The sequence below is a fragment of the Phytohabitans houttuyneae genome (genome assembly GCF_011764425.1).
Lineage (GTDB): Bacteria > Actinomycetota > Actinomycetes > Mycobacteriales > Micromonosporaceae > Phytohabitans > Phytohabitans houttuyneae.
The window spans coordinates 205,912-229,791 of record NZ_BLPF01000005.1; the positions used below are offsets into that span (position 1 = coordinate 205,912).

The 23,880-nt window shown below is 72.9% G+C and carries 23 protein-coding genes and 1 pseudogene; 14 read left to right on the forward strand and 10 right to left on the reverse strand.

The genetic code is table 11. The features are described from left to right. Window positions 1-17: 17 nt before the first annotated feature. Complete coding sequence (locus Phou_RS49645) at window positions 18-518, reverse strand: PH domain-containing protein (RefSeq protein ID WP_246274869.1); 501 nt, start codon at window positions 516-518, stop codon at window positions 18-20. Window positions 519-1,000: 482 nt separating this feature from the next. Here Phou_RS49645 and Phou_RS49650 point away from each other — a divergent pair, with 482 nt between their 5' ends. The 3 genes from Phou_RS49650 to Phou_RS49660 are packed head-to-tail and all read left to right on the forward strand — an operon-like array spanning window position 1,001 to window position 3,995. Further along, window positions 1,001-2,131: an AAA family ATPase gene (locus Phou_RS49650; protein WP_246274870.1), complete on the forward strand. Its 1,131-nt coding sequence runs from the start codon at window positions 1,001-1,003 to the stop codon at window positions 2,129-2,131. Beyond that, window positions 2,113-3,048, forward strand: coding sequence for a DUF58 domain-containing protein (locus Phou_RS49655; protein ID WP_173071878.1), 936 nt, complete (start codon window positions 2,113-2,115; stop codon window positions 3,046-3,048). Before Phou_RS49650 ends, Phou_RS49655 begins: the two co-directional genes overlap by 19 nt. After that, on the forward strand, window positions 3,045-3,995 hold the full coding sequence (locus tag Phou_RS49660; RefSeq protein WP_173071880.1) for a VWA domain-containing protein: 951 nt from the start codon (window positions 3,045-3,047) through the stop codon (window positions 3,993-3,995). The genes Phou_RS49655 and Phou_RS49660 overlap by 4 nt, the downstream gene beginning before the upstream one ends. 84 nt (window positions 3,996-4,079) lie before the next feature. Here Phou_RS49660 and Phou_RS49665 read toward each other — a convergent pair whose 3' ends face one another. The 5 genes from Phou_RS49665 to Phou_RS49685 all read right to left on the reverse strand — a co-directional run bounded on the left by Phou_RS49665 (window position 4,080) and on the right by Phou_RS49685 (window position 8,659). Further along, window positions 4,080-4,598, reverse strand: a complete 519-nt coding sequence (locus tag Phou_RS49665) for a GNAT family N-acetyltransferase (RefSeq protein WP_173071882.1) — start codon at window positions 4,596-4,598, stop codon at window positions 4,080-4,082. 242 nt (window positions 4,599-4,840) lie between these two features. Further along, entirely contained in the window at window positions 4,841-5,932 is a 1,092-nt protein-coding gene (locus Phou_RS49670; protein WP_173071884.1) for an acyltransferase family protein, read from the reverse strand. After that, window positions 5,929-6,669, reverse strand: a complete 741-nt coding sequence (locus tag Phou_RS49675; RefSeq protein WP_173071886.1) for an alpha/beta hydrolase — start codon at window positions 6,667-6,669, stop codon at window positions 5,929-5,931. Before Phou_RS49675 ends, Phou_RS49670 begins: the two co-directional genes overlap by 4 nt. Before the next feature lie 74 nt (window positions 6,670-6,743). Continuing rightward, window positions 6,744-7,412, reverse strand: coding sequence for a response regulator (locus tag Phou_RS49680; RefSeq protein ID WP_173071888.1), 669 nt, complete (start codon window positions 7,410-7,412; stop codon window positions 6,744-6,746). Next, a complete protein-coding gene (locus tag Phou_RS49685) occupies window positions 7,409-8,659 on the reverse strand; it encodes a sensor histidine kinase (RefSeq protein ID WP_246274871.1) in 1,251 nt (416 codons plus the stop codon). Before Phou_RS49685 ends, Phou_RS49680 begins: the two co-directional genes overlap by 4 nt. Before the next feature lie 112 nt (window positions 8,660-8,771). Here Phou_RS49685 and fabG point away from each other — a divergent pair. The 4 genes and pseudogenes from fabG to Phou_RS49705 all read left to right on the forward strand — a co-directional run bounded on the left by fabG (window position 8,772) and on the right by Phou_RS49705 (window position 12,075). After that, a pseudogene (fabG, locus tag Phou_RS49690) lies at window positions 8,772-9,475 on the forward strand (3-oxoacyl-ACP reductase FabG). Between the two features lie 31 nt (window positions 9,476-9,506). Continuing rightward, on the forward strand, window positions 9,507-10,274 hold the full coding sequence (gene fabI / locus Phou_RS49695) for an enoyl-ACP reductase FabI (RefSeq protein ID WP_173071890.1): 768 nt from the start codon (window positions 9,507-9,509) through the stop codon (window positions 10,272-10,274). Window positions 10,275-10,276: 2 nt separating this feature from the next. Next, window positions 10,277-11,299 carry a ferrochelatase gene (locus tag Phou_RS49700; protein ID WP_173071892.1) on the forward strand — a complete coding sequence of 341 codons (1,023 nt, stop codon included), beginning with the start codon at window positions 10,277-10,279 and terminating at the stop codon, window positions 11,297-11,299. Then, window positions 11,296-12,075 (forward strand): HAD-IIA family hydrolase, encoded by a 780-nt coding sequence (locus Phou_RS49705; RefSeq protein WP_173071894.1) that lies wholly within the window; start codon window positions 11,296-11,298, stop codon window positions 12,073-12,075. The genes Phou_RS49700 and Phou_RS49705 overlap by 4 nt, the downstream gene beginning before the upstream one ends. Window positions 12,076-12,279: 204 nt before the next feature. On the opposite strand, the gene Phou_RS49710 is transcribed toward Phou_RS49705, so the two are convergent. Next, on the reverse strand, window positions 12,280-13,071 hold the full coding sequence (locus Phou_RS49710) for an Rv1486c family protein (RefSeq protein ID WP_173071896.1): 792 nt from the start codon (window positions 13,069-13,071) through the stop codon (window positions 12,280-12,282). Window positions 13,072-13,235: 164 nt separating this feature from the next. On the opposite strand from Phou_RS49710, the gene Phou_RS49715 reads away from it, so the two are divergent. Continuing rightward, window positions 13,236-14,042 (forward strand): DUF3097 domain-containing protein, encoded by an 807-nt coding sequence (locus Phou_RS49715; protein WP_173071898.1) that lies wholly within the window; start codon window positions 13,236-13,238, stop codon window positions 14,040-14,042. Here Phou_RS49715 and Phou_RS49720 read toward each other — a convergent pair. Then, entirely contained in the window at window positions 14,034-14,549 is a 516-nt protein-coding gene (locus Phou_RS49720) for a Rieske (2Fe-2S) protein (RefSeq protein ID WP_246274872.1), read from the reverse strand. The genes Phou_RS49715 and Phou_RS49720 overlap by 9 nt on opposite strands. A gap of 41 nt (window positions 14,550-14,590) precedes the next feature. Next, on the reverse strand, window positions 14,591-15,895 hold the full coding sequence (locus Phou_RS49725) for a serine hydrolase domain-containing protein (protein ID WP_173071900.1): 1,305 nt from the start codon (window positions 15,893-15,895) through the stop codon (window positions 14,591-14,593). A 151-nt stretch (window positions 15,896-16,046) separates the two neighbouring features. Between Phou_RS49725 and Phou_RS49730 the strand changes: the two genes are divergently transcribed. From Phou_RS49730 to Phou_RS49750, 5 genes are all read left to right on the forward strand, one after another. Next, a complete protein-coding gene (locus Phou_RS49730; RefSeq protein ID WP_173071902.1) occupies window positions 16,047-16,484 on the forward strand; it encodes an NfeD family protein in 438 nt (145 codons plus the stop codon). A gap of 19 nt (window positions 16,485-16,503) precedes the next feature. Next, window positions 16,504-17,607 (forward strand): SPFH domain-containing protein, encoded by a 1,104-nt coding sequence (locus tag Phou_RS49735; RefSeq protein WP_173071904.1) that lies wholly within the window; start codon window positions 16,504-16,506, stop codon window positions 17,605-17,607. A gap of 203 nt (window positions 17,608-17,810) precedes the next feature. Beyond that, window positions 17,811-18,548, forward strand: coding sequence for a hypothetical protein (locus tag Phou_RS49740; protein WP_178135027.1), 738 nt, complete (start codon window positions 17,811-17,813; stop codon window positions 18,546-18,548). A gap of 38 nt (window positions 18,549-18,586) precedes the next feature. Further along, complete coding sequence (locus Phou_RS49745) at window positions 18,587-19,393, forward strand: TrmH family RNA methyltransferase (protein ID WP_173071906.1); 807 nt, start codon at window positions 18,587-18,589, stop codon at window positions 19,391-19,393. Window positions 19,394-19,397: 4 nt separating this feature from the next. Beyond that, the gene (locus Phou_RS49750; protein ID WP_173071908.1) at window positions 19,398-21,011 is read left to right on the forward strand and encodes a PucR family transcriptional regulator; all 1,614 of its coding nucleotides are present in this window, start codon (window positions 19,398-19,400) and stop codon (window positions 21,009-21,011) included. A 2-nt stretch (window positions 21,012-21,013) separates the two neighbouring features. Here the strand turns inward: Phou_RS49750 and Phou_RS49755 are convergent, their stop codons facing one another. Then, window positions 21,014-22,366 (reverse strand): MurL-like N-terminal domain-containing, encoded by a 1,353-nt coding sequence (locus Phou_RS49755; protein WP_173072189.1) that lies wholly within the window; start codon window positions 22,364-22,366, stop codon window positions 21,014-21,016. A gap of 46 nt (window positions 22,367-22,412) precedes the next feature. On the opposite strand from Phou_RS49755, the gene murD reads away from it, so the two are divergent. After that, window positions 22,413-23,750: a UDP-N-acetylmuramoyl-L-alanine--D-glutamate ligase gene (gene murD, locus Phou_RS49760; RefSeq protein WP_173071910.1), complete on the forward strand. Its 1,338-nt coding sequence runs from the start codon at window positions 22,413-22,415 to the stop codon at window positions 23,748-23,750. The last annotated feature ends 130 nt before the right edge of the window (window positions 23,751-23,880 follow it).

Consider the following 23,880-nt stretch of genomic DNA (forward strand, 5'->3'; position numbering starts at 1 on the left):
CGCGCCAACTCGCTCGCTCACAGGCCCTCCGCGCGGTCCTCGCCCAGGGCGGTCAGGCGGTCACGCAGGCGGGACGCCTCGTCGGGCGGCAGGCCGGGGATCTTGGCGTCGGTGGCCGCGGCGGCGGTGTGCAGCTGGACGCTGGCCAGCCCGAACGCGCGCTCCAGCGGGCCGGCGGTGACGTCGACGAACTGCATCCGCGCGTACGGGACGATCGACAGGCGGCGCACCAGGAGCCCGTGGCGCACGAGCAGGTCGTTGTCGCGCTCCGCGTACCCCCAGGCCTTGACCGCCCGGAAGATCACCGTGACCCGCCAGGCGGTCAGGACCACGGCGGCGGCCAGGGCAAGCCCGAAGATCCAGTGCCCGGTGAGGGCCCAGGCGACGATGAGACCTGCGTAAACGAAGATCATGAATGATGCGAGGCTGATCAGCTCGACCCAGATCAGGTCACGCGACACCGGTCGCCACTCGACGGTCTCCGGCCACGGCTCCAGTGCGCTGGTGGGCGTCGTCACGCGTCAAGGCTACGGTCAATCTCGCGGAGGAACCCACGGGCCGCGAGGAAGTCGGCCAGGTGCTCCCGGTGAGCCTCGCAGGCCAGCCACACCTTGCGCCGGTCCGGCTCGTGGATCTTGGGGTTATTCCACCGGAGGGCCCAGGCCGCCTGCTCTTTGCATCCTCGCGCGGAGCACTTCACGCACGGAGTCTACGAGCACGGGGTAGATAGAGCGCCGGGCGGCCACGGGGAAGCCGCCCGGCGACGGCTGAATCGTACACACTGAAAACCCCCTCATGTCTACCCGTTGGTCGTGCCTGTTTGGCGTCTGTCCGGAAGCGGTAGCGGCGCCCGGACGTTCGGCGCCCCCGACCAGCCACGACGCGCGGCACGGACCGGATTTCCGGCGCTGTGACCCCGGCTGGTTAGCTGGGCGTGTAAGGCTTGGTGCGGCAGCACCTCGCCGCTATGCCGATGACGCCGTACCGCAGTGGAGGACCGGTGGCCAACGCGACCACGCCCGAGCGCCCCGACGTGCCCGCCTCGTCCGTCGAGAGCAGCACGCCCGCACAGGACGCCACGCTGCTCGAACGCGCCTTGTTCGAGGTCAAGCGCGTGATCGTGGGCCAGGATCGGATGGTCGAGCGGATGTTCGTGGCCCTGCTGGCGCGCGGCCACTGCCTGCTCGAGGGCGTGCCGGGCGTGGCCAAGACGCTCGCGGTGGAGACGCTGGCCCGGGTCACCGGCGGCACGTTCGCCCGGATCCAGTTCACCCCCGACCTGGTGCCGGCCGACATCATCGGTACCCGGATCTACCGGCAGTCGAGCGAGAAGTTCGACGTGGAGCTGGGCCCCGTGTTCGCCAACTTCCTGCTCGCCGACGAGATCAACCGGGCGCCGGCGAAGGTGCAGTCGGCGCTGCTGGAGGTCATGTCCGAGCAGCAGGTGTCGATCGGCGGCGAGACGCACGAGGTGCCGCACCCGTTCCTGGTCATGGCCACGCAGAACCCGATCGAGCAGGAGGGTGTCTACCCGCTGCCCGAGGCACAGCGCGACCGCTTCCTTATGAAGATCATTGTCGGGTACCCGACGGACGCCGAGGAGCGCGAGATCGTGTACCGGATGGGTGTCAGCCCGCCCGAGCCCTCCGCGATCTTCACGCCGTCCGACCTGATCGGGCTCCAGCGCAAGGCCGACCAGGTGTTCGTGCACAACGCGCTGGTCGACTACTCGGTGCGGCTGGTGCTCGCCACCCGCACGCCGGCCGAGCACGGCATCCCGGACATCGCGCCCCTCATCCAGTACGGCGCGAGCCCGCGCGCCTCCCTCGGCATCGTGCGCGCCACCCGCGCGCTGGCGCTGATGCGCGGTCGCGACTACGCGCTGCCGCAGGACGTGCAGGACGTCGCGCCGGACATCCTGCGCCACCGCCTGGTGCTCAGCTACGACGCGCTCGCCGACGACGTGCCCGCCGACCACATCGTGGCCCGGGTGATGGCGTCGGTACCGCTGCCCACCGTCGCTCCCCGGCAGAACGCCAGCCCCGGCCCCGCGCCCGCCTCCGCCCCGCCGGTCGGCGCCCCGCCGCCCGGTGCGCCACAGCCCGCCGGTGCGTGGCCGAACCTGCCGTGAGCCCTCCGCTTGATGGCCAGACCACGGCGCGCGCGGACGCCGTGCTCTCGCGGCTGCAGCTGCTGGTCACCCGCAAGCTCGACGGGCTGCTGCAGGGTGACTACGTGGGGCTGCTGCCCGGCCCGGGCACGGAGGCGGGGGAGTCCCGCGAGTACCGCCCCGGCGACGACGTGCGCCGCATGGACTGGCCGGTCACCGCGCGCACCACGTTTCCGCACGTGCGGCAGACGGTGGCCGACCGCGAGCTGGAGACCTGGCTGGCGGTCGACCTGTCGGCCAGCCTCGACTTCGGCACCGCCCGCCACCTCAAGTCCGACCTGGTGATCGCGGCGGCCACCGCGCTGTCCCACCTCACCGTCCGGGGCGGCAACCGCATCGGCGCGGTGGTGGGCACCGGCTCGCACACGCAGCGGCTGCCGGCCCGCCCCGGGCGCAAGGAAGCGCAGGGGCTGCTGCGCGCGATCGCCCGTACCCAGATCAGGCCCGGACGCTCCGACCTGGGTGCCCTGATCGACATGCTCAACCGCCCACCGCGCCGCCGGGGTGTGGCCGTGGTGATCTCCGACTTCCTCGCGCCGGTCGAGCAGTGGGCGCGGCCCGTGCGCAAGCTGGGCGTCCGCCACGACGTCCTGGCGATCGAGGTGGTCGACCCCCGCGAGCTGGAGCTGCCCAACGTCGGCGTGCTCGCGCTCGTCGACCCGGAGACCGGCGCGCTGCACGAGGTGCAGACGTCCGATCCCAAGCTGCGCCGCAGGTACGCGGAGGCGGCCGGGGTGCAGCGCGCGGCCATCGCACAGGCCCTGCGCGCGGCGAACGCCGCACACCTGCGCCTGCGCACCGACTCAGACTGGCTGCTGGACATGGTCCGCTTCGTCGCCGCCCAGCGGCACGCACGCACCCGAGGGACGACGCGATGATCCGTTTTCTCGAGCCGTGGTGGCTGCTCGCGCTGCTGCCGGTGGTCGCGCTCGCGGCCGCGTACGTGTGGCGGCAGTTCCGCCGCAAGCAGTACGCGGTCCGCTTCGCCAACCTCGACCTGCTCCGCACGCTCGCGCCGAAGGGCCTGGGGTGGCGGCGGCACGTGGCGGCGGGCACGTTCCTGCTCGCGCTGCTGGCGCTGGCCACCGCGATGGCTCGCCCCTCGGTCGACCGCGAGGAGCCGCTCGAACGCGCCACCATCATGCTGGCGATCGACGTGTCGCTGTCCATGGAGGCGGACGACGTGGCGCCCAGCCGCATCGAGGCGGCGCAGGAGGCGGCGAAGCAGTTCGTGACCGAGCTGCCCCCGACCTACAACCTGGGCCTCGTCTCCTTCGCCAAGTCGGCCAACGTGCTCGTGCCGCCGAGCAAGGACCGGCTCGCGGTGCAGCAGGCCATCGACGGCCTCACCCTGGCCGAGGCGACGGCGACCGGCGAGGCTGTCTTCACCTGCCTGGAGGCGGTGCGGTCGGTGCCGGCGGACGGGGCGCAGGGCATCCCGCCCGCGCGCATCGTGCTGCTCTCCGACGGGTACCGCACGTCGGGCCGCTCGGTCGAGGAGGCCGCGGCGGCCGCGAGCGCGGCGAACGTGCCGGTCTCCACGATCGCCTTCGGCACCGACGCGGGCGTTGTCGACATCGGCGGTCAGCTCCAGCCGGTGCCGGTGGACCGGCTCGCGCTGGCCGAGCTGGCCGAGACCACGCAGGGCTTCTTCTACGAGGCGGCGTCGGTGAGCGAGCTCAAGCAGGTGTACGAGGACATGGGCAGCTCGATCGGCCACCGCGTGGAGCCGCGCGAGGTGACGCAGTGGTACGCGGGGATCGGGCTGCTGTTCGCGCTCGTGGCGGGTGGCATGAGCCTGCTCTGGAGCAGCCGCCTGCCGTAGCGCGTCACCGCCGGTGACTATCAGTAGCCCAAATCTGGGCAGGGGCGACCACCGACCTGGCTGCGCGCGGCGCGGGTTAGAGCTTCAAGCGGCCGGCGGGCGGTCCAGGCGGTAGATGCTGACGGTCGTGCCGGTGAGCTGGTCCGTCCGGTGGTCGAAGTGGAAGCCCAGCCGCGCGGCGAGGGTGATGCTCGCGGTGTTCTCCGGGTGGATGACCGCGGTGATGTGGTCGTTCGGGAGGTTGGCCCACGTCCAGGCGAGCCAGGCGGCGCCGGCCTCGCGGGCGTAGCCCTTGCCCTGGGCGTCGCGGGCCAGTACGTAGCCGAGCTCCAGCATCCCGCCGGGCCAGTGGTGCAGGCCGGCGCGGCCGATCATGCGGCCGGAGGCGCGTTCGATCACGGCGCTCTGGCCGTGGCCGTGTTCGCGCCAGATGGCCTCGAAGACGGCAAGCTGGGCGCGAGTGCCCTCATAGGACAGTTTGGAGCCGCCGATGTACGCCGAGACCGCGGGGTCGGCGTAGATGGCGGCCAGTTCGTCGAGGTGCGACGCGTCGAGCGGCGGCAGGTCGAGCCGCTCGGTGCGCAGCGTGAGGGCGTCAGACAAGTACGAAGAGGACGACGACCCACACGGCGGCGAGGGTGAAGCCCAGCGGGGCAGCGTAACGGTTCATGGCGGTTCTCCGGTGGCGGTACGCGCGACGGGGCGCCCAAGGCCGCTGGCCCGGAGCGCATAAGGGAGAGGAGAGACCGGTCAGCTCAGCTGACGCGTGGCCCGGCTATGACTAGGGGGATCGCTATCTCGCACAGCGATCACCTCCATAAGTCGGCCGGGCTCAGAACCGTGCGTCATCGTACACCCCGGGCCCCCGCCGCACCCACTTGGCCGATCGGTCGGCGTGCGGTGTCCGCGCGGCCGGTCGGATCCGGGAAGACCGCGCAGGCCGCGGCCAGAACCGTTGCGAACACGGGGAACCAGAGCGCCCGCGCGGCCACCCAGGACAGCCCGTCGGGTGCGGTGTGCAGGCCGGGCACCGGCGCGCCGGTGGTGAGCCACGCCATGCCCGCCACCACGGCGATCAGCGCGCTCTGGTGCCACAGGTAGATGGGCATGGCGGCGCGGTTGAGCGCGGCGACGGCCGGTGGCGCGGGGCGGCGGTTGAGCCAGGGGCGGACCAGCAGCGCCACGCCGATCTGCGCGGTGCCCAGCGCGACCGTGAACAGCGACGGCGGCGACAGGTTCGACCGACCCTCGCCGGGCACGCCGACCGCGCTCATTGGATAGTCCAGCCAGCGGATCAGCACGACCATCGCGAGCGCGCCGCCGCCGAGCAGCGCGATCCCGGTGCCGCGCCCGCCCAGGCGGCCGGTGGCCAGGGCCATGCCCAGCGTGTACGGCACGAGCCACGCCGCCAGCACCGTCAGCGGCAGCGCGCCGAGGCCGGCGTCGGCGAGTCCGACGACCGCCACCGCCGGAAGGGCGGCGAGTGGCCCGACGCGGCGGAGCGGGCCGGTCAGCGCCAGCAGCGCGACGAACGGCAGCAGGAACCACAGTGGACTCACGACGAGCGTGTCCACGGTGTCGATCGTCACAGCGGGTACCCCGGCCGCGGCGGCAAGCACCAGCACCAGCGTCCACAGTGCACCGAAGCCGGCGACCGGCAGCGCGAGGCGCAGCAGCCGGCGGCCGAGGGGGCGGCGGGAGCGGGCAGCGGCGTACCCGCCGGCGAAGAAGAACAGCCCCAGCGTCTGCAGCACCCACGTCACCGGCGCGAACGACGGCAGCGCGCGCAGCGGGCTCGCCTGGTCGAGCCCGCCGCCCGGTCCGAGCACCAGCCCGGTGACGAGCCAGTGCCCGACGACCACGCCGCAGATCGCCACGGCGCGGATGGTGTCGATCGCGCGGTCCCGGGGCTGGCTCGATCCGAAGCCGGCGTTCACGAGCCCACCGCCACGATGCCGGCTACCGCGCCCAGCGTGGCTGAGCCGTCGGTCAGGTAGTCGGGATGGCCGTCCACACCGTCCACCGGCAGGAGGGTCGCGCCGAAGGACGAGTCCGCCGGGTGCGTGCCGAGGCCGAGGTGGAAGAGGCGGAGGCCGGGTACGAAGCGGATCCAGTCGTGCGGCGACTCGGCGGCCCACACCCGGGCGGTGGTGCGCAGGTCGGCCGCGCGGTCCACGCCCATGCCGGGTGCGCCGAGCGTGACGAGGTCGGTCACCTGCGGCGGCAGCACCGAGGCGGCGAGGCCGATGACCACGGCGCCATAGCTGTGGCCGATCAGCGTCACCCGCACGTCCGGGCGGCCGGCGACCAGCTCGCTCACGTAGCGGGCCAGTGCCGGCGCACCCGCCGCCGCGGACGACTCGCGCGCCGCGTCGATGCCGAGCCCTTCCGGCGGCCGGTACCCGAGCCAGGCGACCACGGCGACCTCGCCGGAGCCGGCCCGTGGCGCGGCCGAGGCGTACAGCGCGCGGGCCATCGCGCCGGTCGTGCGGGAGAGGTTTTCCGCCGTGGTGCCGACGCCGGGCACGAGGATGGCGATGTGGTCCGCTGTGGACGGTCGACCGACGGCGTCGACAGTCGCGCGCACGGGCGTGGCGGCGCCCGCGTCGTGGGGCGGCGCGACGAGCACGGCGCCGAGCAGGGCGGCGGTGGCGGCGTACCGGATCCGGGTCATGCCGCACAGCGTCAGCCGCCGGCCGGACGCGGGGCGTCGGACCGCGGAGGGCCTTTCCCCCTAGTACGCGAGGGCTACTCGCCCGCGGCGACCAGACCCGTCTCGTACGCCAGCACGACCGCCTGTGCCCGGTCGCGGAGGTTGAGCTTGGCGAGGATCCGCCCGACGTGGGTCTTGACGGTCTGCTCCGCGACCACGAGGCTGTCCGCGATCTCCCCATTGGACAGTCCGCGGGCGATCAGCCGCAGCACCTCGGTCTCCCGCGGCGTCAGCGCGGACAGCGCGGTGGGGCGCGGGCGGTTGCGGGTGGGGCGGGCGGCGAACTCGGCGATAAGCCGCCGCGTCACCGAGGGCGCGAGCAGCGCCTCGCCGCCGGCGACGATGCGCACGGCCTGCACGAGGTCGGCGGCGGGCGCGTCCTTGAGCAGGAAGCCGGAGGCGCCGGCGCGCAGCGCCTCGTACACGTAGTCGTCGAGGTCGAACGTGGTCAGGATCAGCACCCGCGGCCGCTCGCTGCCCGCCGGGCGGTCGCCCACCAGGCGGCGGGTCGCCTCCAGGCCGTCGAGCACGGGCATGCGGACATCCATGAGTACGACGTCCGGGTCGAGCCGCCGCGCGGCGGTGACCGCGTCGGCGCCGTTGGCCGCGTCGCCGACGACCACCAGGTCGGGCTGGGCGGCCAGCAGCGCGCCGAACCCCTGGCGCACCATCGCCTGGTCGTCGGCGATGAGCACCCTGATCATTCACCGCTCCCGTCGGCGTCCGGCTCCGGCGGCGGCGCGTACGGCAGGCGGGCGGCCACCGCGAAGCCGCCGTCGGCGGTCGGCCCGGTCACCAGCTCGCCGCCGAGCAGCGTCACCCGCTCGCGCATGCCGGCGATGCCGTGCCCCTCGCCGGGCGAGTCGGCCGGCGAGGTCGTGGGCGGTCCGTTGTGGACACGCACGCTGAGGTCGGTGGTCCAGGGGCGGATCTCCACCCGCACCGCCGCGCCCGGCGCGTGCCGGCTCGCGTTGGCGAGCGCCTCCTGCACGATCCGGTACGCCGCCAGGCCCACCGGCTCGGGCGGCAGCTCGCCGTCGGCCACGTCGAGGTCGGCGCGCACACCGGCCCGCTGCGCCGCGGCGACGAGCTCGGGGACGTCACCGATGCCGGGCTGGGGTGCGATGAGCCGCTCGCTGTCCTCGCTGCGCAGCACGCCGAGCAGCCGGCGCATGTCGGTGAGGGCCTGGCGGGCGGCCATCGCCATCGAGGTGAACTCGGCGCGGGCGCTCTCGGGCAGGTCTGGCAGGCGGTACGGCGCCGTCTCCGCCTGTACCGCGATCATGGACATGTGGTGTGCGACCACGTCGTGCATCTCCCGCGCGATCCGGGTGCGTTCCTCCAGTACCGTACGCCGCGCCTTCTCCAGCTCGCTGACCTCGGACTGCTCGGCGAGCTGCTCGCTGAGGCTGCTGCGGCTGCGCGCGATCCGGCCGATCACCTCGGCGACGACGGCCACGACGACGAAGAGCACCGTGATGCCGCCGACGTTGTTCGGGTTCACGAAGATCCACACCGGGATGAGGGTGAGCACCGACATCCACGCCAGCACCGGCCGGTCCACCCGGGCACCGACGACGAGCAGGACCAGCAGGATCACCACGACCTGGACGGGGCTCCACGGCCAGACCTCGTCGTCGCGGTTGTTGAACGTGCCGAAGAGCTGGCCGAGGAACATGAACCGCCAGGCCCACAGCGGCCGCCGGAGCAGGAAGAGCACCGGCAGCACGGACAGGATCGCGATGAGCACGGCGGTGAGGGCCGGCAGCCCACGGCTGTCGATGAGGTACTGCGCGGTGGCGACCGTCACGCCGATCAGCGCGAGGCCGGCGATCCCCGGCGCGAGGACGTCTATCCGCCGCCACGGCAGGCGTACCGTGACCGGCGGATAGTCCGGACCGCGGGCGAGCCGCTTGAGCCCGCCCCACATGCCGAGCGATGAGAAAGCCACGACTCGCACGTTACGGTGTGTGATCAATCGCGTCGTACCGCCGTGGTGTGATCCCTGGTGTCATACCCCGGTAGTGTCTGGGCCGACGCCGTCAAGAGTGGAGGGGACGACGATGGCCCGCACCGTGCTGGTGACCGGGGGCAACCGGGGATCGGCCTGGCGATCGCGCAGGCGTTCGCAAAGCAGGGAGACCGGGTGGCCGTCACCCACCGCGGCAGCGGTGTGCCGGGCGACCTCTTCGGCGTGCAGTGCGACATCACCGACACGGCCGCCGTCGACGCGGCGTTCGGCACGATCGAGGCCGAGCTCGGGCCGGTCGAGGTGCTCGTGGCCAACGCCGGCATCACCGACGACACGCTGCTGCTGCGGATGTCCGAGGAGCAGTTCACGCGCGTGATCGACACCAACCTCACCGGGGCGTACCGGTTGGCCAAGCGGGCCGCCGGCAAGATGCTCCGGGCGAGGTGGGGCCGGATGGTCTTCATCTCCTCCGTGGTCGGGCTCTACGGCTCGCCCGGCCAGGTCAACTACGCCGCGAGCAAGGCGGGTCTGGTGGGCATCGCCCGCTCGATCACCCGCGAGCTGGGCATACGCAACATCACGGCCAACGTGGTGGCGCCGGGCTACGTCGAGACCGACATGACCGCCGCGCTGCCCGAGGAGCGCAAGGCCGAGTACCAGAGGCTCATCCCGGCCGGCCGCTTCGCCGCACCGGACGAGGTGGCCGGCGCGGTGACCTGGCTGGCCAGCGACGCCGCCGGATACATCTCCGGCGCGGTCATCCCGGTCGACGGCGGCCTGGGCATGGGTCACTGAGGCATCGTCCAGCGAACGAAAGGGTGCGTACGTGTCAGGACTGCTCGCCGGCAAGCGACTGCTCATCACCGGCGTCATCACCGATCAGTCGATCGCGTTTTCGACCGCGAAGCTGGCCCAGGAGCAGGGCGCCACGGTCGTCCTGACCGGCTTCGGCCGGATGTCGCTGGTCGAGCGGATCGCCAAGCGGCTGCCCGAGCCACCGCCGGTCATCGAGCTCGACGTGCAGAGCGCCGAGCAGCTCGCCGGCCTGGCGGACAAGGTGCGCGAGCACGTCGACGGGCTCGACGGCGTGGTGCACTCGATCGCCTTCGCGCCGCAGAGCTGCCTCGGCGGCGGGTTCCTCGACGCGAGCTGGGAGGACGTGAGCACCGCGCTGCACGTCTCCACGTACTCGTACAAGTCCCTCGCGATGGCCGCGCTGCCGCTGATGGGCCGCGGCGGGTCGGTGGTCGGGCTGACCTTCGACGCGCAGTACGCGTGGCCGGTGTACGACTGGATGGGCGTGGCCAAGGCCGGCCTCGAGTCCGCCTCCCGCTACCTCGCGCTGCACCTCGGCAAGCAGGGCATCCGCAGCAACCTCGTCTCGGCCGGCCCGCTGCGCACGATGGCGGCCAAGTCGATCCCGGGCTTCGAGCAGTTCGAGGACGAGTGGGTACGCAAGGCGCCGCTCGGCTGGGACCTGGGCGACCAGCAGGCCGCCGCGAAGGCGGTCCTGGCGCTGCTGTCCGACTGGTTCCCAGCCACCACCGGCGAGGTCGTCCACGTGGACGGCGGGTTCCACGCGGTCGGAGCCTGACCATGCCCGAGGCGTACGACGCGCTGCTGCTGGTCTCGTTCGGCGGGCCGGAGCACCCCGACGACGTGTTGCCCTTCCTGGCGAACGTCACCCGAGGGCGCGGCGTACCCCCCGAGCGGCTGGCCGAGGTGGCCGAGCACTACCAGCACTTCGGCGGCGTCTCGCCGATCAACCAGCAGTGCCGCGACCTGCTGCGGGAGGTCGAGCGGGGCACAGACCTGCCGGTGTACTGGGGCAACCGCAACTGGCACCCCATGCTCGCCGACACGGTGGCGCAGATGCGCGACGACGGGGTGAAGCGGGCGCTCGCGTTCGTCACCAGCGCGTACGGCGGGTACTCCTCGTGCCGGCAGTACCAGGAGGACATCGCGGCCGCCCGCGCCGCGGTAGGCCCTTCCGCACCGATGATCGAAAAGCTGCGGCACTTTCACGACCACCCCGGTTTCGTGGAGCCGCACGCCGACGCGGTCCGGGCGGCGCGCGCCGCGCTCCCGCCCGGCGGCACCGTCCGCGTGGTGTTCACGGCGCACTCGATACCCACCTCGATGGCGCGCGCCGCGGGCCCGGACGGCGGCCGGTACGAGGCCCAGCTCAACGAGACCGCCCGCCTTGTCTCCGCGGGCGGCGCGCCGGACCTGCCCTGGGACCTCGTGTGGCAGAGCCGCAGCGGCCCGCCGCACGTGCCGTGGCTCGAGCCCGACGTCAACGACCACCTCGCCGCGCTCGCCGAAAAGGGGGTCACCGGGGTGGTGGTGAGCCCGATCGGGTTCGTCTCGGACCACCTGGAGGTGATCTGGGACCTCGACAACGAGGCCGCCAGCACCGCCAAGCGCCTCGGGCTCGACTACGTGCGCGCGGCGACGCCCGGTACCGACCCCCGCTTCGTGGCAATGGTGCACGATCTCGTGCGCGAGCGTGTCGACGCTTCGGAAACTGTCCGGCGATCTCGGCTGGGTACCCTTCCGCTCTGGGACACCTGTCCCATGGGCTGCTGTCCACCACCGCGCAGGGGAGCACCATCATGACTGACCGGAAGCCGATCGAGAGCTGGCTGACCGACATGGACGGGGTGCTCGTCCACGAGGGCCAGCCGATCCCCGGCGCGCCCGAGTTCATCAGCCGGCTGCGCGCGTCGGGCAAGCCGTTCCTGGTGCTGACCAACAACTCGATCTACACGCCGCGCGACCTGCAGGCCCGGCTCACCCGGATGGGCTTCGACGTCCCCGAGCAGGCGATCTGGACGGCGGCGCTGGCGACCGCGCAGTTTCTGGCCGACCAGCGGCCCGGCGGCACGGCGTACGCGATCGGCGAGGCGGGGCTCACCACCGCGCTGCACGCCGCGGGGTACGTGCTGACCGACTTCGCGCCCGACTACGTGGTGCTCGGCGAGACCCGGACGTACAGCTTCGAGGCGATCACCAAGGCCGTCCGCCTGATCAACGACGGCGCCCGCTTCATCTGCACCAACCCCGACCCCACCGGCCCGTCCGTCGAGGGCGCGCTGCCCGCCGCCGGCTCGGTGGCCGCGATGATCTCCAAGGCGACCGGCGTCGACCCCTACTTCGTGGGCAAGCCCAACCCGATGATGATGCGCTCCGCCCTCAACACGATCGAGGCCCACTCCGAGACCACCGCGATGATCGGTGACCGCATGGACACCGACATCCTGTGCGGCCTGGAGGCGGGCCTGGAGACCATCCTCGTGATGAGCGGCATCAGCACGCGCGCCGAGATGGAGCGCTACCCGTACCGCCCGTCCCGCATGGTGGACTCCGTCGCCGACCTGATCGACGAGATCTAGCGCCCTGCCCGCCGCTCGAAATCTTGGTGAGTTGGCCCGCCATCTCGACGCTAACTTGCCAAGATCTGCCGGAGCGGGCTCCTGGGTTGAGCTGGGCGACCGCGGCGGGTGAGGCGGCACGACCGCGGGCCTGGCGGCAGCTCACAGCTGCACTGTGGACGGACGCGCAAACCCGCCAGATCGGGCCTATCGGGCCGGTCGGCTTTAGGGGGCGAGTGGGGCGTTGCAGGCAGCGACGAGCGCGCGCCGGCACGCGGTCGTGAGTGGACGGAGGGCGGCATCGCGCTCCTGCGCCTCGTATCCGTTGACCGCGCCACCCGGTGCGGCGTGCTCGGCCAGGGCCAGCACGCGATCCAGCACGCTGGCGCGCGCGAAGAGGCGGCGGGCGCGCGGATCGAAGCCCGGCGGGAGGTCGATGCCCGCGTCCGGGCGGCGCAGCGCGGCCAGTGCGCCGGCCAGCTCGGGGCGCCACTGTGCCACGTCGAGCCGGGCGAGGCGGGCGGTGGCCTCGGCGAGCGCGGCCGACAGGTCGGACTCGGCCTCGGCGGTGCCGGGCTCGCCGCCGGCCGCGGCGGGTGACGGCGCGGGCAGCGGGTAGACCCGCCACAGCACGGTCTCGAACGTCACGCCGGAGCCCGACGTGTGGCTGCGCACCTCGGGGATGAAGCCCAGGTCGCCGGCGACGACCGCCTCGCCGGCCACGAGTGCGGCGCCGGCGAACGGGCCGGGGCCGGGCAGTCCGCGCGGGTCGCCGGGAGCCGGCAGCACCAGCCGGATCTCGTCGGGGCGCAACTTGGAGAGGGTGGGCAGCGCATCGCGCAGCGGCACGTCGGTCCAGGTGCCGGGCGCGTCCGCGACCAGGTGCTCCTCGTCGCCGGCGATTTCGTCGGCAACCTCGTCGTACGGCGCCAGCCCGGCGCGCCACGCACGGACCCATGCCGCGAACCGGCTGGACCGGCGCGCCGCGAGGGTCGTCGCGCCTGCTGCGGGAGACATGCGGCAAGAGTACGTGCTGGCCGCTGCCCTGTCTCGGGTGCGGCGCGTCTGCGTGGTGCGCCGCGCTCACCGGTTTAGCGTGCGGAGGCGTGAGCGAGCTTGCGAGTGAACCATCAGGCTCAGCGAGGACTTGACCCGCGGGCCGTCAGAAATGGGGAGGCCGTATGTATGGGGAGGACGTACTCGCGGGAAACTGGCGCCGCCGCAAGGTGGTGCCCGAGGTTGACGCGGAAATCGACCTGGTGGTGGAGGACGCCGACTCGGGCTTCTGCGGCGCTGTCGTGGGATTCGAGTATGGAGCCGTGGTGCTCGAGGATCGGCACGGCAAGCGCCGCAACTTTCCGTTGGCGCCGGCCGCGTTCCTGCTCGACGGCCGGCCGGTGACGCTGCGCAAGCCCGCGCCCGCGGCCAAGTCCGCCGGTCTGCGGCGCACCGCGTCGGGTTCGATCGCGGTCGACGGGGTACGCGCGCGGGTGGCCAAAGCCAGCCGCATCTGGGTCGAGGGCGTGCACGACGCCGCGATGGTGGAACGGATCTGGGGCGACGACCTGCGCATCGAGGGCGTGGTCGTGGAGCCGCTTTCCGGGATCGACGAGCTGGCCCCGGCGGTATGCGACTTCGGTCCGTCGGAGCGGCGGCGCCTCGGCGTGCTCGTCGACCACCTGGTGCCCGGCTCGAAGGAGAGCCGCATCGTGGCGGCCGTGACGTCGCCGTACGTGCTGGTCACCGGTCACCCGTACGTGGACGTCTGGCAGGCGGTGAAACCGCAGCGGCTGGGTATCAGGGCATGGCCTGTGGTGCCGCCGGGCCGGCCGTGGAAGGAGGGCGTGTGTGCGGCCCTCGGCGTGGCCGACCCGGCGGACATGTGGCGTCTCATCCTGTCCAAGGTGGACAGCTTCCACGATGTGGAAACCCCACTCATCAACGCGATGGAACGGCTGATCGACTTCGTGACCGTCGAGTCAGCCTAGGACGATCGACTCGCCCTCGACGGTGATCGCCTGTGCGGCCAGCGGGCTCGGGGCGGGGCCGCCGAGCACGGAGCCGTCTGTCGCGGAGAAGATGCTGCCGTGGCAGGTGCAGTGGATCTCAGCGCCCTGCACCTGTGACACCTGGCAGCCCTGGTGTGTGCACTGCGCGTTGAACGCCTTGAAGTCGCCCGCCGCCGGCTGCGTCACCACCACCTGCCTCTCCGGGAAGATCTTGCCGCCGCCGACCGGGATGTCCGACGTGCTGGCGAGCGCGTTCGCCGGTGCGGCCGCCCCACCACTCGCCGAGGCCGAGGGAGCCGAGGCGGAAGGAGCCGCGCCGGTCTCCTGGGGCCCGGGCGTCGAGGCGGCCGGCTCGTCGTCGCTCCCGCACGCGACAAGCAACCCGGCGGCGCCCACGCCCACCGCTCCGGCGGCGAGTACGTTTCGTCGGCCCATCGTCGTTGGTTGAGCGTTCACCTTCTTCATGAACGCCAGCATGTCGGCCATGCCTGGGTGAGTCCTGTGGCGTACCTGTGGATTCGCTGAATTCACCCCAGCTGACCTGGGTCTCTGGTGAAGACGAACGTCGCGATGTCGAGCGCGGCCACCCCACCGGCCCCGTCCCGGCGCACCGCGAGCGTCTCGCCGTCGTTCACGCCCGAGTGGCACCGCCAGCGGTCGGCACCCTCCGCCGCGAACCGCCACGGCTCCCGCCCGGCCCGGGTGATCACCAGCTCACCCTTTTCCCAGGTGGCGTCGTGCGCCAGCCCCATCCACCACCACCTGCCACACAGCTCGGCCGCCTCGGGCGGGGGTGGCGCCGCGGCCGGCCGCCACGGCGCGGGCGGCGCGGGCTCGCGGTCGAGCACCTCGACGAGCGCGGAGAAGCCGAGCTGGCCGATCGGAAAGCCGTACGCGTTCGCGTACCCGACGATGCCGGTGCGCGACGGGCGGTGGACGGCGATGAGGGAGACGTACCCCGGCATGGAGCCGCCGTGGCCGACCAGGACGCGCTCCCCGCGGCGGTAGAACTCCAGGCCCAGGCCGTGGCCCCCGCTCCAGGTGTCCGGGTCGCTGATGGCCACCGGCACGCACATCTCGGCAAGCGTGTCCGGCGCGAGCACGTCGGGCACCGGCTCGGCGAGGAACGCCGCCCACCGCGCCAGGTCGTCGAGCGTCGACCACAGCTGCCCCGCCGGTGCCATCGCGCCCGTGTCGGTGCGCGGCTCCTCGTTCAACGTGCCGTACAGCGGGTGCACCACGTACCCGGGCGCGAACGGCTCGTGCGGGTGGTACGTGGTGCGCAGCATCGACAGCGGCGCCAGTACTCGCTCGGTCAGCACCTCGATCCACGGCTTGCCGGTGATCCGCTCGACGACGGCGCCGAGCAGGCCGTACGCGAGGTTGGAGTAGTGATATGTCCGGTGTGGAGGGTGGGCGAGCTTGTCCGGCGTGAGGCCGGCCAGCAGCGTCTCCACGTCGCTGCCCTCGGAGCGCTCCCACCAGCCGGCGCTGTCCGGCTCGCGCTGCAGCCCGGAGGCGTGCCCGAGGAGCTGGCGGAGCGTCACACTGCCCACCGGCGTGCCGGGCAGGTGGCGGTAGAGCAGGTCGTCGAGTGCCAGCCGCCCCTCGTCGCGCAGCCGCATCACGAGCGTCGCGGTCATGGTCTTGGAGATCGACCCGATGCGGTACTGGGTGCCCGGGTCCGGCACCGGGTGGTCGCCCGCTCCCGTGGCGTACGCCAGCGCGCCGTCCCGCACGACGCCGAGCACCACCGAGGGTGCGCGCCCGGTGGCCTGTGCCTCGGCGGCGAGCACGTCGAGCCGGCGGGTTGTTTCCGGTAGCAGCGACACGTTCCGTACCTCCCTGATGGTGGTCAACGCTCCGAGGCGGAGCTGGTTTCGCGGCGGCCGGGGTGCCGCGCTGGTTCGCTCGCTGCACACGCGGCCCAGACGTTACCGTCCGGCGACTCGCCGCTCGTGCGCTGACGTGCCACGATCGGGGGTGGATGCTGTTCTCTGGATCGTTCTGGGCGTATTGCTCGCGATCGCCGAGATGTTTACGTTCACGTTCGTTTTGATGATGCTCTCGACGGGCGCGTTCGCCGCCGCGATCGCCGCGGCGCTCGGCGCGGGGGTGCCCGTGCAGGCCGCCGTCTTCGCGATCGTCTCGGCGCTCTCGCTGGTGGCGGTGCGGCCGGTGATCCGCCGGCACCGGCAGTCCCGGCTGGAGGCGGACGAGACGCCGATGGGCGTGGAGGCCATCTCCGGCTCGACCGGGCTGGTCCTGGAGCAGGTCGACACGGACCACGGGCTGGTCAAGATCGAAGGAGAGCTGTGGACCGCCCGTTCATACGACGCCACTCAGGTGCTGGAGCCGGGCGAGCGCGTGCGGGTCATAGAAGTCAAGGGCGCCACCGCCATGGTCTGGCGGGACATCTGAATGTTGGGGGTGGGGATAGATGGAAGTAGTCATCGCGATCGTCGTCGCGTTCGTCGCGCTGTTCGTGGCGATCACGCTGGTCCGCGCGGTGCGGATCGTGCCGCAGCAGCGCAACTTCGTGGTCGAGCGGCTCGGGCGGTACCAGCGGACGCTGCGGCCGGGGTTGAACGTGCTGGTGCCGTTCATCGACTCGGTCCGGACCAAGGTCGACCTCCGCGAGCAGGTGGTGAGCTTCCCGCCCCAGCCGGTGATCACCTCGGACAACCTCGTGGTCTCGATCGACACGGTGCTGTACTTCAAGGTCGTCGACCCGGTGCGCGCCACGTACGAGATCGCCAACTTCCTGCAGGCGATCGAGCAGCTCACGGTCACCACGCTGCGTAACGTGATCGGCTCGCTCGACCTGGAGAAGGCGCTCACCAGCCGCGAGGAGATCAACCGGCACCTGTCCGGCGTGCTGGACGAGACCACCGGGCGCTGGGGCATCAAGGTGACCCGCGTCGAGATCAAGGCGATCGAGCCGCCGCCGAGCATCCGCGACTCGATGGAGAAGCAGATGCGCGCCGAGCGCGAGCGGCGCGCGACGATCCTGACCGCCGAGGGGCAGAAGCAGGCGCAGATCCTGAACGCCGAGGGCGACAAGCAGGGTGCCGTACTTCGCGCCGACGGTGACCGGCAGGCCCGCATCCTGCAGGCCGAGGGCCAGGCGAAGGCGATCCGCACGGTCTTCGACGCGATCCACGCCGCCAACCCGAGCCAGAAGGTGCTGGCCTACCAGTACCTGCAGGCGCTGCCGCAGATCGCCAACGGCACGGCCAACAAGGTGTGGATCGTGCCGGCCGAGCTGACCAAGGCCCTGGAGGGTCTCGGCGGAGCGCTGGGCGGACTGGCCGGGATGGTCGGCGACGAGCCCCGGGCCGCCGTGGACGCGGGCGCCGTCGAGCGCGAGGCGGCGGAGGCCGCCCAAGCCGCGGCCGATGCGGCCAAGGAGGTGCAGCAGGAGGTCGAGGTGGCGGAGCAGCAGGTCTCCGGCGACAAGCCGCGCGGCCTGCCCGCGCCGGAGCCGGTGTCGCCGTCGGCACTGCTGAACCCCACCACGCAGGAGGATCGCGAACGCGCCTGACACGGCGTGTCCGCTTGCGGACCGCTGCCTGAATAGCCAGAAAGATCCGCTTGGTGCCCCGGCGACTGCCATGATCTACACACGTGGTGGTTGCCGGGGCGCCGGCGCGTTCCGGCTGCGGGGGAAGGCGGTTTGCCATGGCGAATGCCACGAAACACAAGCGGCCAGCGGGCAGTTCGGGGCGGTCCACGCCGGTCAAGGTGGTGTCCCGGACCGACGCGGGGGTCGCCGTCGTCGCGGCCGCCGCCCCGGAGAGCTCGCCCATCGGCGCGGTCACCAACGCCACGTGGGCCTGGTCGGTACGCCGGTTCGCCCGCGCCCTCATGTGGACGCTGCCCGGCTACGCGGTGGCGTACGGCGCGGTCACGCTGGGCCGCTGGGACGGCCTGGCGCCCCTGCCCTACCTGGAGAACGGCCGCGTCTTCCACCTGCTCGGCTGGGTGGTCGCGGTGTGGCTGGGCATCATGGCGCTGGTCGCGCTGGCCGGTCTGCTGGCCGCCGCGCGCAGCCGCCGCTCGGCCGCGATCGGCCTCATGGTCGGGCTGACGGGGACGGTGCTGTGGCTCCCGTTCGCCGCGCTGCCGGCCGACACCCCCGTGTACGGCCTGGACGCCCGCACCCTCTCGCTCGCCGGCGCCGCGCTCTACTCGGCCGGCTGGCTCCTGGCCGGGTGGGCGGTGGTGCACAGCGGCCTGTTCAGCAAGTCGGACGGGCTGCTGCTGATGCTCGCCGCGCCGATGGTCGGCGTCGCCGGCCAGCTCGTCGGTCCACTTCAGACGGTCGGTGCCATCTTCACGCTCGCCGCGGGCATCGGCATGTCGTGGACGGCCGGCCGCTTCGTACCCAGCGTCCACGCCACCCCGACCGCCCGCACGGCGGCGGTGGCCGCCGGCGCCAAGGCGGTCTCCGCCAAGGTGGCCACGACCGGCAGCGTGAACTGACCCGGGCACCCGCCGCGCTCGCGTAGCGGGGCGGGAGAATGCCACCCGTGGAGCTGATCACCGATCCCGACGACGAGCGGATCGCGGACTACCGGGCGCTGACCGACGTGGAGCTGCGGACGCGGTGGGAGCCGCCGCACGGGCTGTTCATCGCGGAGGGCGAGCTGGTCCTGCGGCGGGCCGTGCGGGCGGGTTACCGGGCGCGCTCGTACCTGCTCGACGAGAAGCGCCTCGACCAGCTCGCCGACCTCGCCGGCGGCGGCGCGCCGGTCTACGCGGCCAGCCAGGAGGTGCTGGAGAAGGCGACCGGCTTCCACGTGCACCGAGGGGTGCTGGCCTCCTTCCACCGCAAGGCGCTGCCCGGCGTGGACGAGGTGCTGCGGGATGCGCGGCGGGTGGCCGTGCTCGAAGACGTCAACAACCACACAAACATCGGCGCGGTCTTCCGCGGGGCGGCGGCGCTCGGCATCGACGGGGTGCTGCTCTCGCCCTCCTGCGCCGACCCGCTCTACCGGCGCAGCGTGCGGGTGAGCATGGGCGAGGTGTTCGCGGTGCCGTACGCGACGCTTTCGCCCTGGCCGGCCGCGCTGGACCAGGTCAGGAGCGCCGGCTTCACCGTGCTGGCGATGACGCCGGCCGCCGACGCGGTGCCCATCCAGCGGCTCACCGCGCAGGAGCGGGCGCGGCCGGCGCTGCTGCTCGGTGCCGAGGGCCCCGGGCTCTCGCGCGCGGCCGTGGCCGCCAGCGACAGGCGGGTGGTGATTCCCATGCGCCGCGGTGTCGACTCGCTCAACGTGGCGGCGGCGGCCGCTGTCGCGTTCTGGGAGCTGGGTCGGGAAGACTGACCTGGTGTTTCCTACTGTCCGTGAGGTCATCGCCCTCGACCCGGTGCGCCACGGCGAGCCGCGCGTGGTGGCCGGCGAGGCGGGGCTGGACCGGCCGGTGCGGTGGGTACACGCGGCCGAGGTGCCCGACATCGCCAGCCTCCTGCGCGGCGGCGAGCTGGTGCTGACCACCGGCATCGGGTTGCCGGCCGAGGACGCCGGCATCCGGGCGTTCATCGCGGACCTCGCCGACGTCGGCGTGGCCGGGCTGGTGGTCGAGCTCGGCCGCCGGTACACCGGAAGTGTCCCGCGGGTGATGGCCGCGGCCGCGCAGCGTCGCGGTATGCCGCTGGTGGAGCTGCGGCGGGCCACGCCGTTCGTGCGGATCACCGAGGCGGTGCACGCGCTGATCGTGGACGCGCAGCTGACCGAGCTGCGGGCGACCGAGGAGATCCACCAGCGGTTCACCGAGCTGTCGGTCGAGGGCGCCGAGGCGGCCGAGGTGGTGCACCAGGCAGCCTCGCTGGCGGGGTGTCCGGTCGTGCTGGAAAACCTCGCCCGCCAGGTGCTGGCCTACGACACCGCCGGGGACAGCGCCGAGCTGCTGCTGGACGGGTGGGAGCAGCACTCGCGGCGGATCCAGCCGGCGGGGCGCACCGCGTACGACGCGGACGCGGGCTGGCTCGTCACCACCGTCGGCGCGCGCGGGCAGGACTGGGGGCGCCTGCTGGCCCGCTGGGCGGGGGAGGGGACGCCGCCCACGCGGCTGTCGATCCTGCTCGAACGCGCCGCCTCCACGCTCGCCCTCGGCCGCCTGATCCGCCGCGACGCCGAAGGGCTCGAGCACCAGCTCCACCGCACGCTGCTCACCGCCCTGCTCGACCACACCCGCCCGGTGGACGAGGTGGCGCTGCGGGCGCGGGCGCTGGGGGTGCCCCTGGACCGCCGGGACCTGGTCGGCGTCGTGGTGCGGCACCGGGGCGAGGAGCCCGCGCTCGACGCCGCCCGCCTGCGCGACCTGGCCGAGGCGGTCAGCCACGCGCTGCGCGAGGCCGCGCTCACCGGCCTGGCCGGGCCGCTCGACGACCAAGCGGTGGGCGCGCTGGTCGCGCTGCCGGCGGGCGCGGACGACGAGCGGTCGCTGTCCATCTTCGCCACCGCTCTGCATCGGGTACGGGGTGAGGCCGCTCCCGCCGTCGTCCTGGCGGCCGGCTCACGGGTCGACTCGCTGCGCGACGCCCGCCGCTCCCTTGTGGAGGCGCGACAGGTGGCCGACGCGGCGCGGCACGGCCAGCGCGAGGTGGCGGTGTTCCGGCTGCCGCACGTGGGGCTGGCCGGCCTGCTGCACCTGCTGCGCGACGAGCCGCGGCTGCAGACCTTCGTGGAGCGCGAGCTGGGCGGGCTGCTGGCGTACGACGCGCGGCACCCCAAGGAGCGGCTGCTCGGCACGCTCCGGGCATACCTGGACAGCGGCCGCAACAAGTCCGCCGCGGCCGCGGCGGCACACCTGTCGAGGCCGGCCTTCTACGAGCGGCTGGCCCGCATCGAGCGGATCCTCGACAGCGACCTGGACGCGGTGGACACCTGTCTGTCGCTGCACGTGGCCCTGCTGGCCCTCGACGCCGTGCGCCAGGACTAACCCTATTGATCAGGGAGCTCGTGGAGCGGCGCGCCGTCCGCCACGCCCACCAACTCCCTGATCAACGCGGAGAAGGGTGGCGGGACGTAGTGGGTGCCGCCGGGGGTGAAGACGTTTGACGTTGCGGCCGTCGTCCAGGCTTCCGCGGGGAGTGCGGCGGCCAGGTCCGTGACCACCCGCGCGCCCGACCATTCGGGGCTTTCGCGGAGCAGGGACAGGGCCACCACCGACTCCTCGACCTCGCCGACGCACTCGAAGGGCTTGTGGCCGTCCAGGCCCAGCAGCTCCTTGTACCCGGGAATCTGGGTCTCGTCGGCGAGCAGGTCGGCGCCGAAGATCGCGACCAGCCGGGCCCTCGGCATGAATGGGGCCATAGCCAGGAAGACGAACCGGCACTTCGGGCAGTGGCCGCACCAGCGGGCGCTCGCGTCGCGCAGCTTGAACGCGGCGTTGCAGCTGGTCACCACCTCGTCGTAGTGGGTGTGCGCGGCGAACAGCCGGGCGATGTGCAGCTCGGACAGGGGGCGCAGCAGCGAGAAGTACGCGTCGGCGAGCCCCGCCTGCTCGGCGAGCGCCGCGCGCAGCAGCCCTTCCGCCTCGACGCCCTTGGACCACTGGTGGTTGATCTCGTGCCCGTCCCAGACGAGGTTGGGGTCGGAGGCGGAGCGCTCGTTGGACATCACCACCGGCCCGAGGCCGTGCAGGGCGGCGGTGGCCACGGCGATGAGCGAGTTGATCGCGGTCACCGGGATGTGGCCGTTGAGCGCGCCGGCCGCGTTCAGGTCGAAGAGCTTGGGGTCGATCTTGCGGTGGGCGACCAGCGGGGTCAGCCCCGACGCGGCGAAGACCGACTGGATGACCCAGTTGGGGTTGACGGCGAACGGCACCGGGTCGAGCCCGCCCGCGCGCAGCGCCTCCAGCGTGACGATCGAGTCCTTGCCGCCGCCGACCGGGCTCAGCGGGCGCCGCCCGGCCACCGAGACCGGGATGGCCGGCGGCGCGGCGGGGCCGGTGACCGACAGGGAGAGCACGTGCGGCAGGTCGTTTCGGTACGCGTACTCCGCCATGCCCTTGGTGTAGACGCCGTCGAGCAGCGCGGCGGCGGCCGGGCTCAGCGGCGTGGTGGTGGTGATCTCCGGCGGCGCGCCGACCTTGAAGTAGCTCACGCCGGCCACGAGGTGCAGCAGCTCCAGCACGCGCCCGAAGGCGGCCGGGACCTCCCCGGCGGGCACCGGAAACGTCACGGTCTCGGTGAACTCGAGCCCGTCCAGCGCGTACGGCAGCCGCGCCACGCCGGTCGCCGGGTCGAACGTGAGCGCCGGAAATGACAGCCGCCGAAACTGGGTCTCAAGCACACGCAATACTAGGCCGACACCGTCCACCGGATGGGAGGAGAACACGTTGCGCCTGGCTGACCTGCGCGGCCGTACCGTCGCGGTCTGGGGCTCCGGTCGCGAGGGGGTGGCCGCCGCCGCGGCGATCGCGGCGCACGGACCGGCCCGCCTCGTCGCCGTCGACGACACGGTCAACTTCCTCTCGCTGGACTGGTCGCAGAGCAGGGCGAAAGACGTCCCGCTGGTCACCGGCGAGGACTGCCACGACGCGCTGATGGGCGCCGAGGTGATCGTGCGCTCGCCGGGCGTGCCGCAGACCCACCGGTGGATCGTGGAGGCGCGCGAACGGGGCATAACGGTCACCGGCGGCACGGCGCTGTGGATGGCCGACCACGCCGCGGCCACCGTGGGCGTGACCGGCAGCAAGGGCAAGAGCACCACGTCGAGCCTGGTCAGCCACCTGCTCAGCGCGGCCGGCCGGCCCAACGTCTTCGGCGGCAACATCGGCGTGCCGCTGCTCGACCTGCCGGACAGCGAGCAGTACGTGCTGGAGCTGTCCAGCTACCAGTGCAGCGACCTCACCGACTCGCCCCGCGTGGCCGTGGTGACCGCGCTTTTCCCCGAGCACCTGGACGCGCACGGCGGCGAGCGGGAGTACTACCGCGACAAGCTCAACCTCATCGCGCACGGCCCGGAGACCGTGGTGGTCAACGGGCTGGACGAGCGCCTCGCCGCCGAGCTCGGCGACCGCCCGGCGGTGCGTGCCGGGCTGCCCGACTCGTACCACGTGCGGGACGGCGTGGTGTACCGGGCGCAGGTGCCGCTGTTCGAGCGGGCGGTGCTGCCGCTGGTGGGGCGGCACAACGAGCGCAACCTGTGCGTCGCGCTCGCGGTGCTGGAGGCGCTCGGCGTCGACGTCGTCGCGTCCGCCAGCACGCTAGCCACGGCCGCGAAGGGCTTCGCCGCGCTGCCGCACCGGCTTACCGAGATCGACGACCCGTCTGGGCTCACGTTCGTCGACGACACGCTGGCCACGAGCCCGTACGCGTCGATGCACGCGATCGACGCCTACGACGGGCGGCCGCTCACGGTCATCGTCGGCGGTACCGACCGTGGTCTGGACTACACGCCGCTGCGCGAGCACCTCACCGGCCGCGAGCTCACCGTGATCGGCATCCCGGACAGCGGCGCGCGGATCGTCGCCGCGCTGGAGGGGCTGCCCGGCGTGCGCACCGAGGTGGCAGACGACCTCGTCGAGGCGGTGCGGCTGGCCCGCACGCTCACTCCGGCGGGCGGGGCGGTGCTGCTGTCGCCGGCGGCGCCGAGCTACGGGCGGTTCCGCAACTTCGAGCACCGCTCCGAGGTCTTCGCACAGGCAGTGAAGGACACCGCCGCGCTTTCGTGACGCGACAAGCGCGACCTGCTGGTGCTGGTGCGCAAGCGGCAAGGTGATCTACCCGCGGCGCGGCGCCACGAAGGACTCGCCCCCGCCGGACCCGGCCACCTGCCTGCCCGCCGAGGCGTGGGGCCGCCGC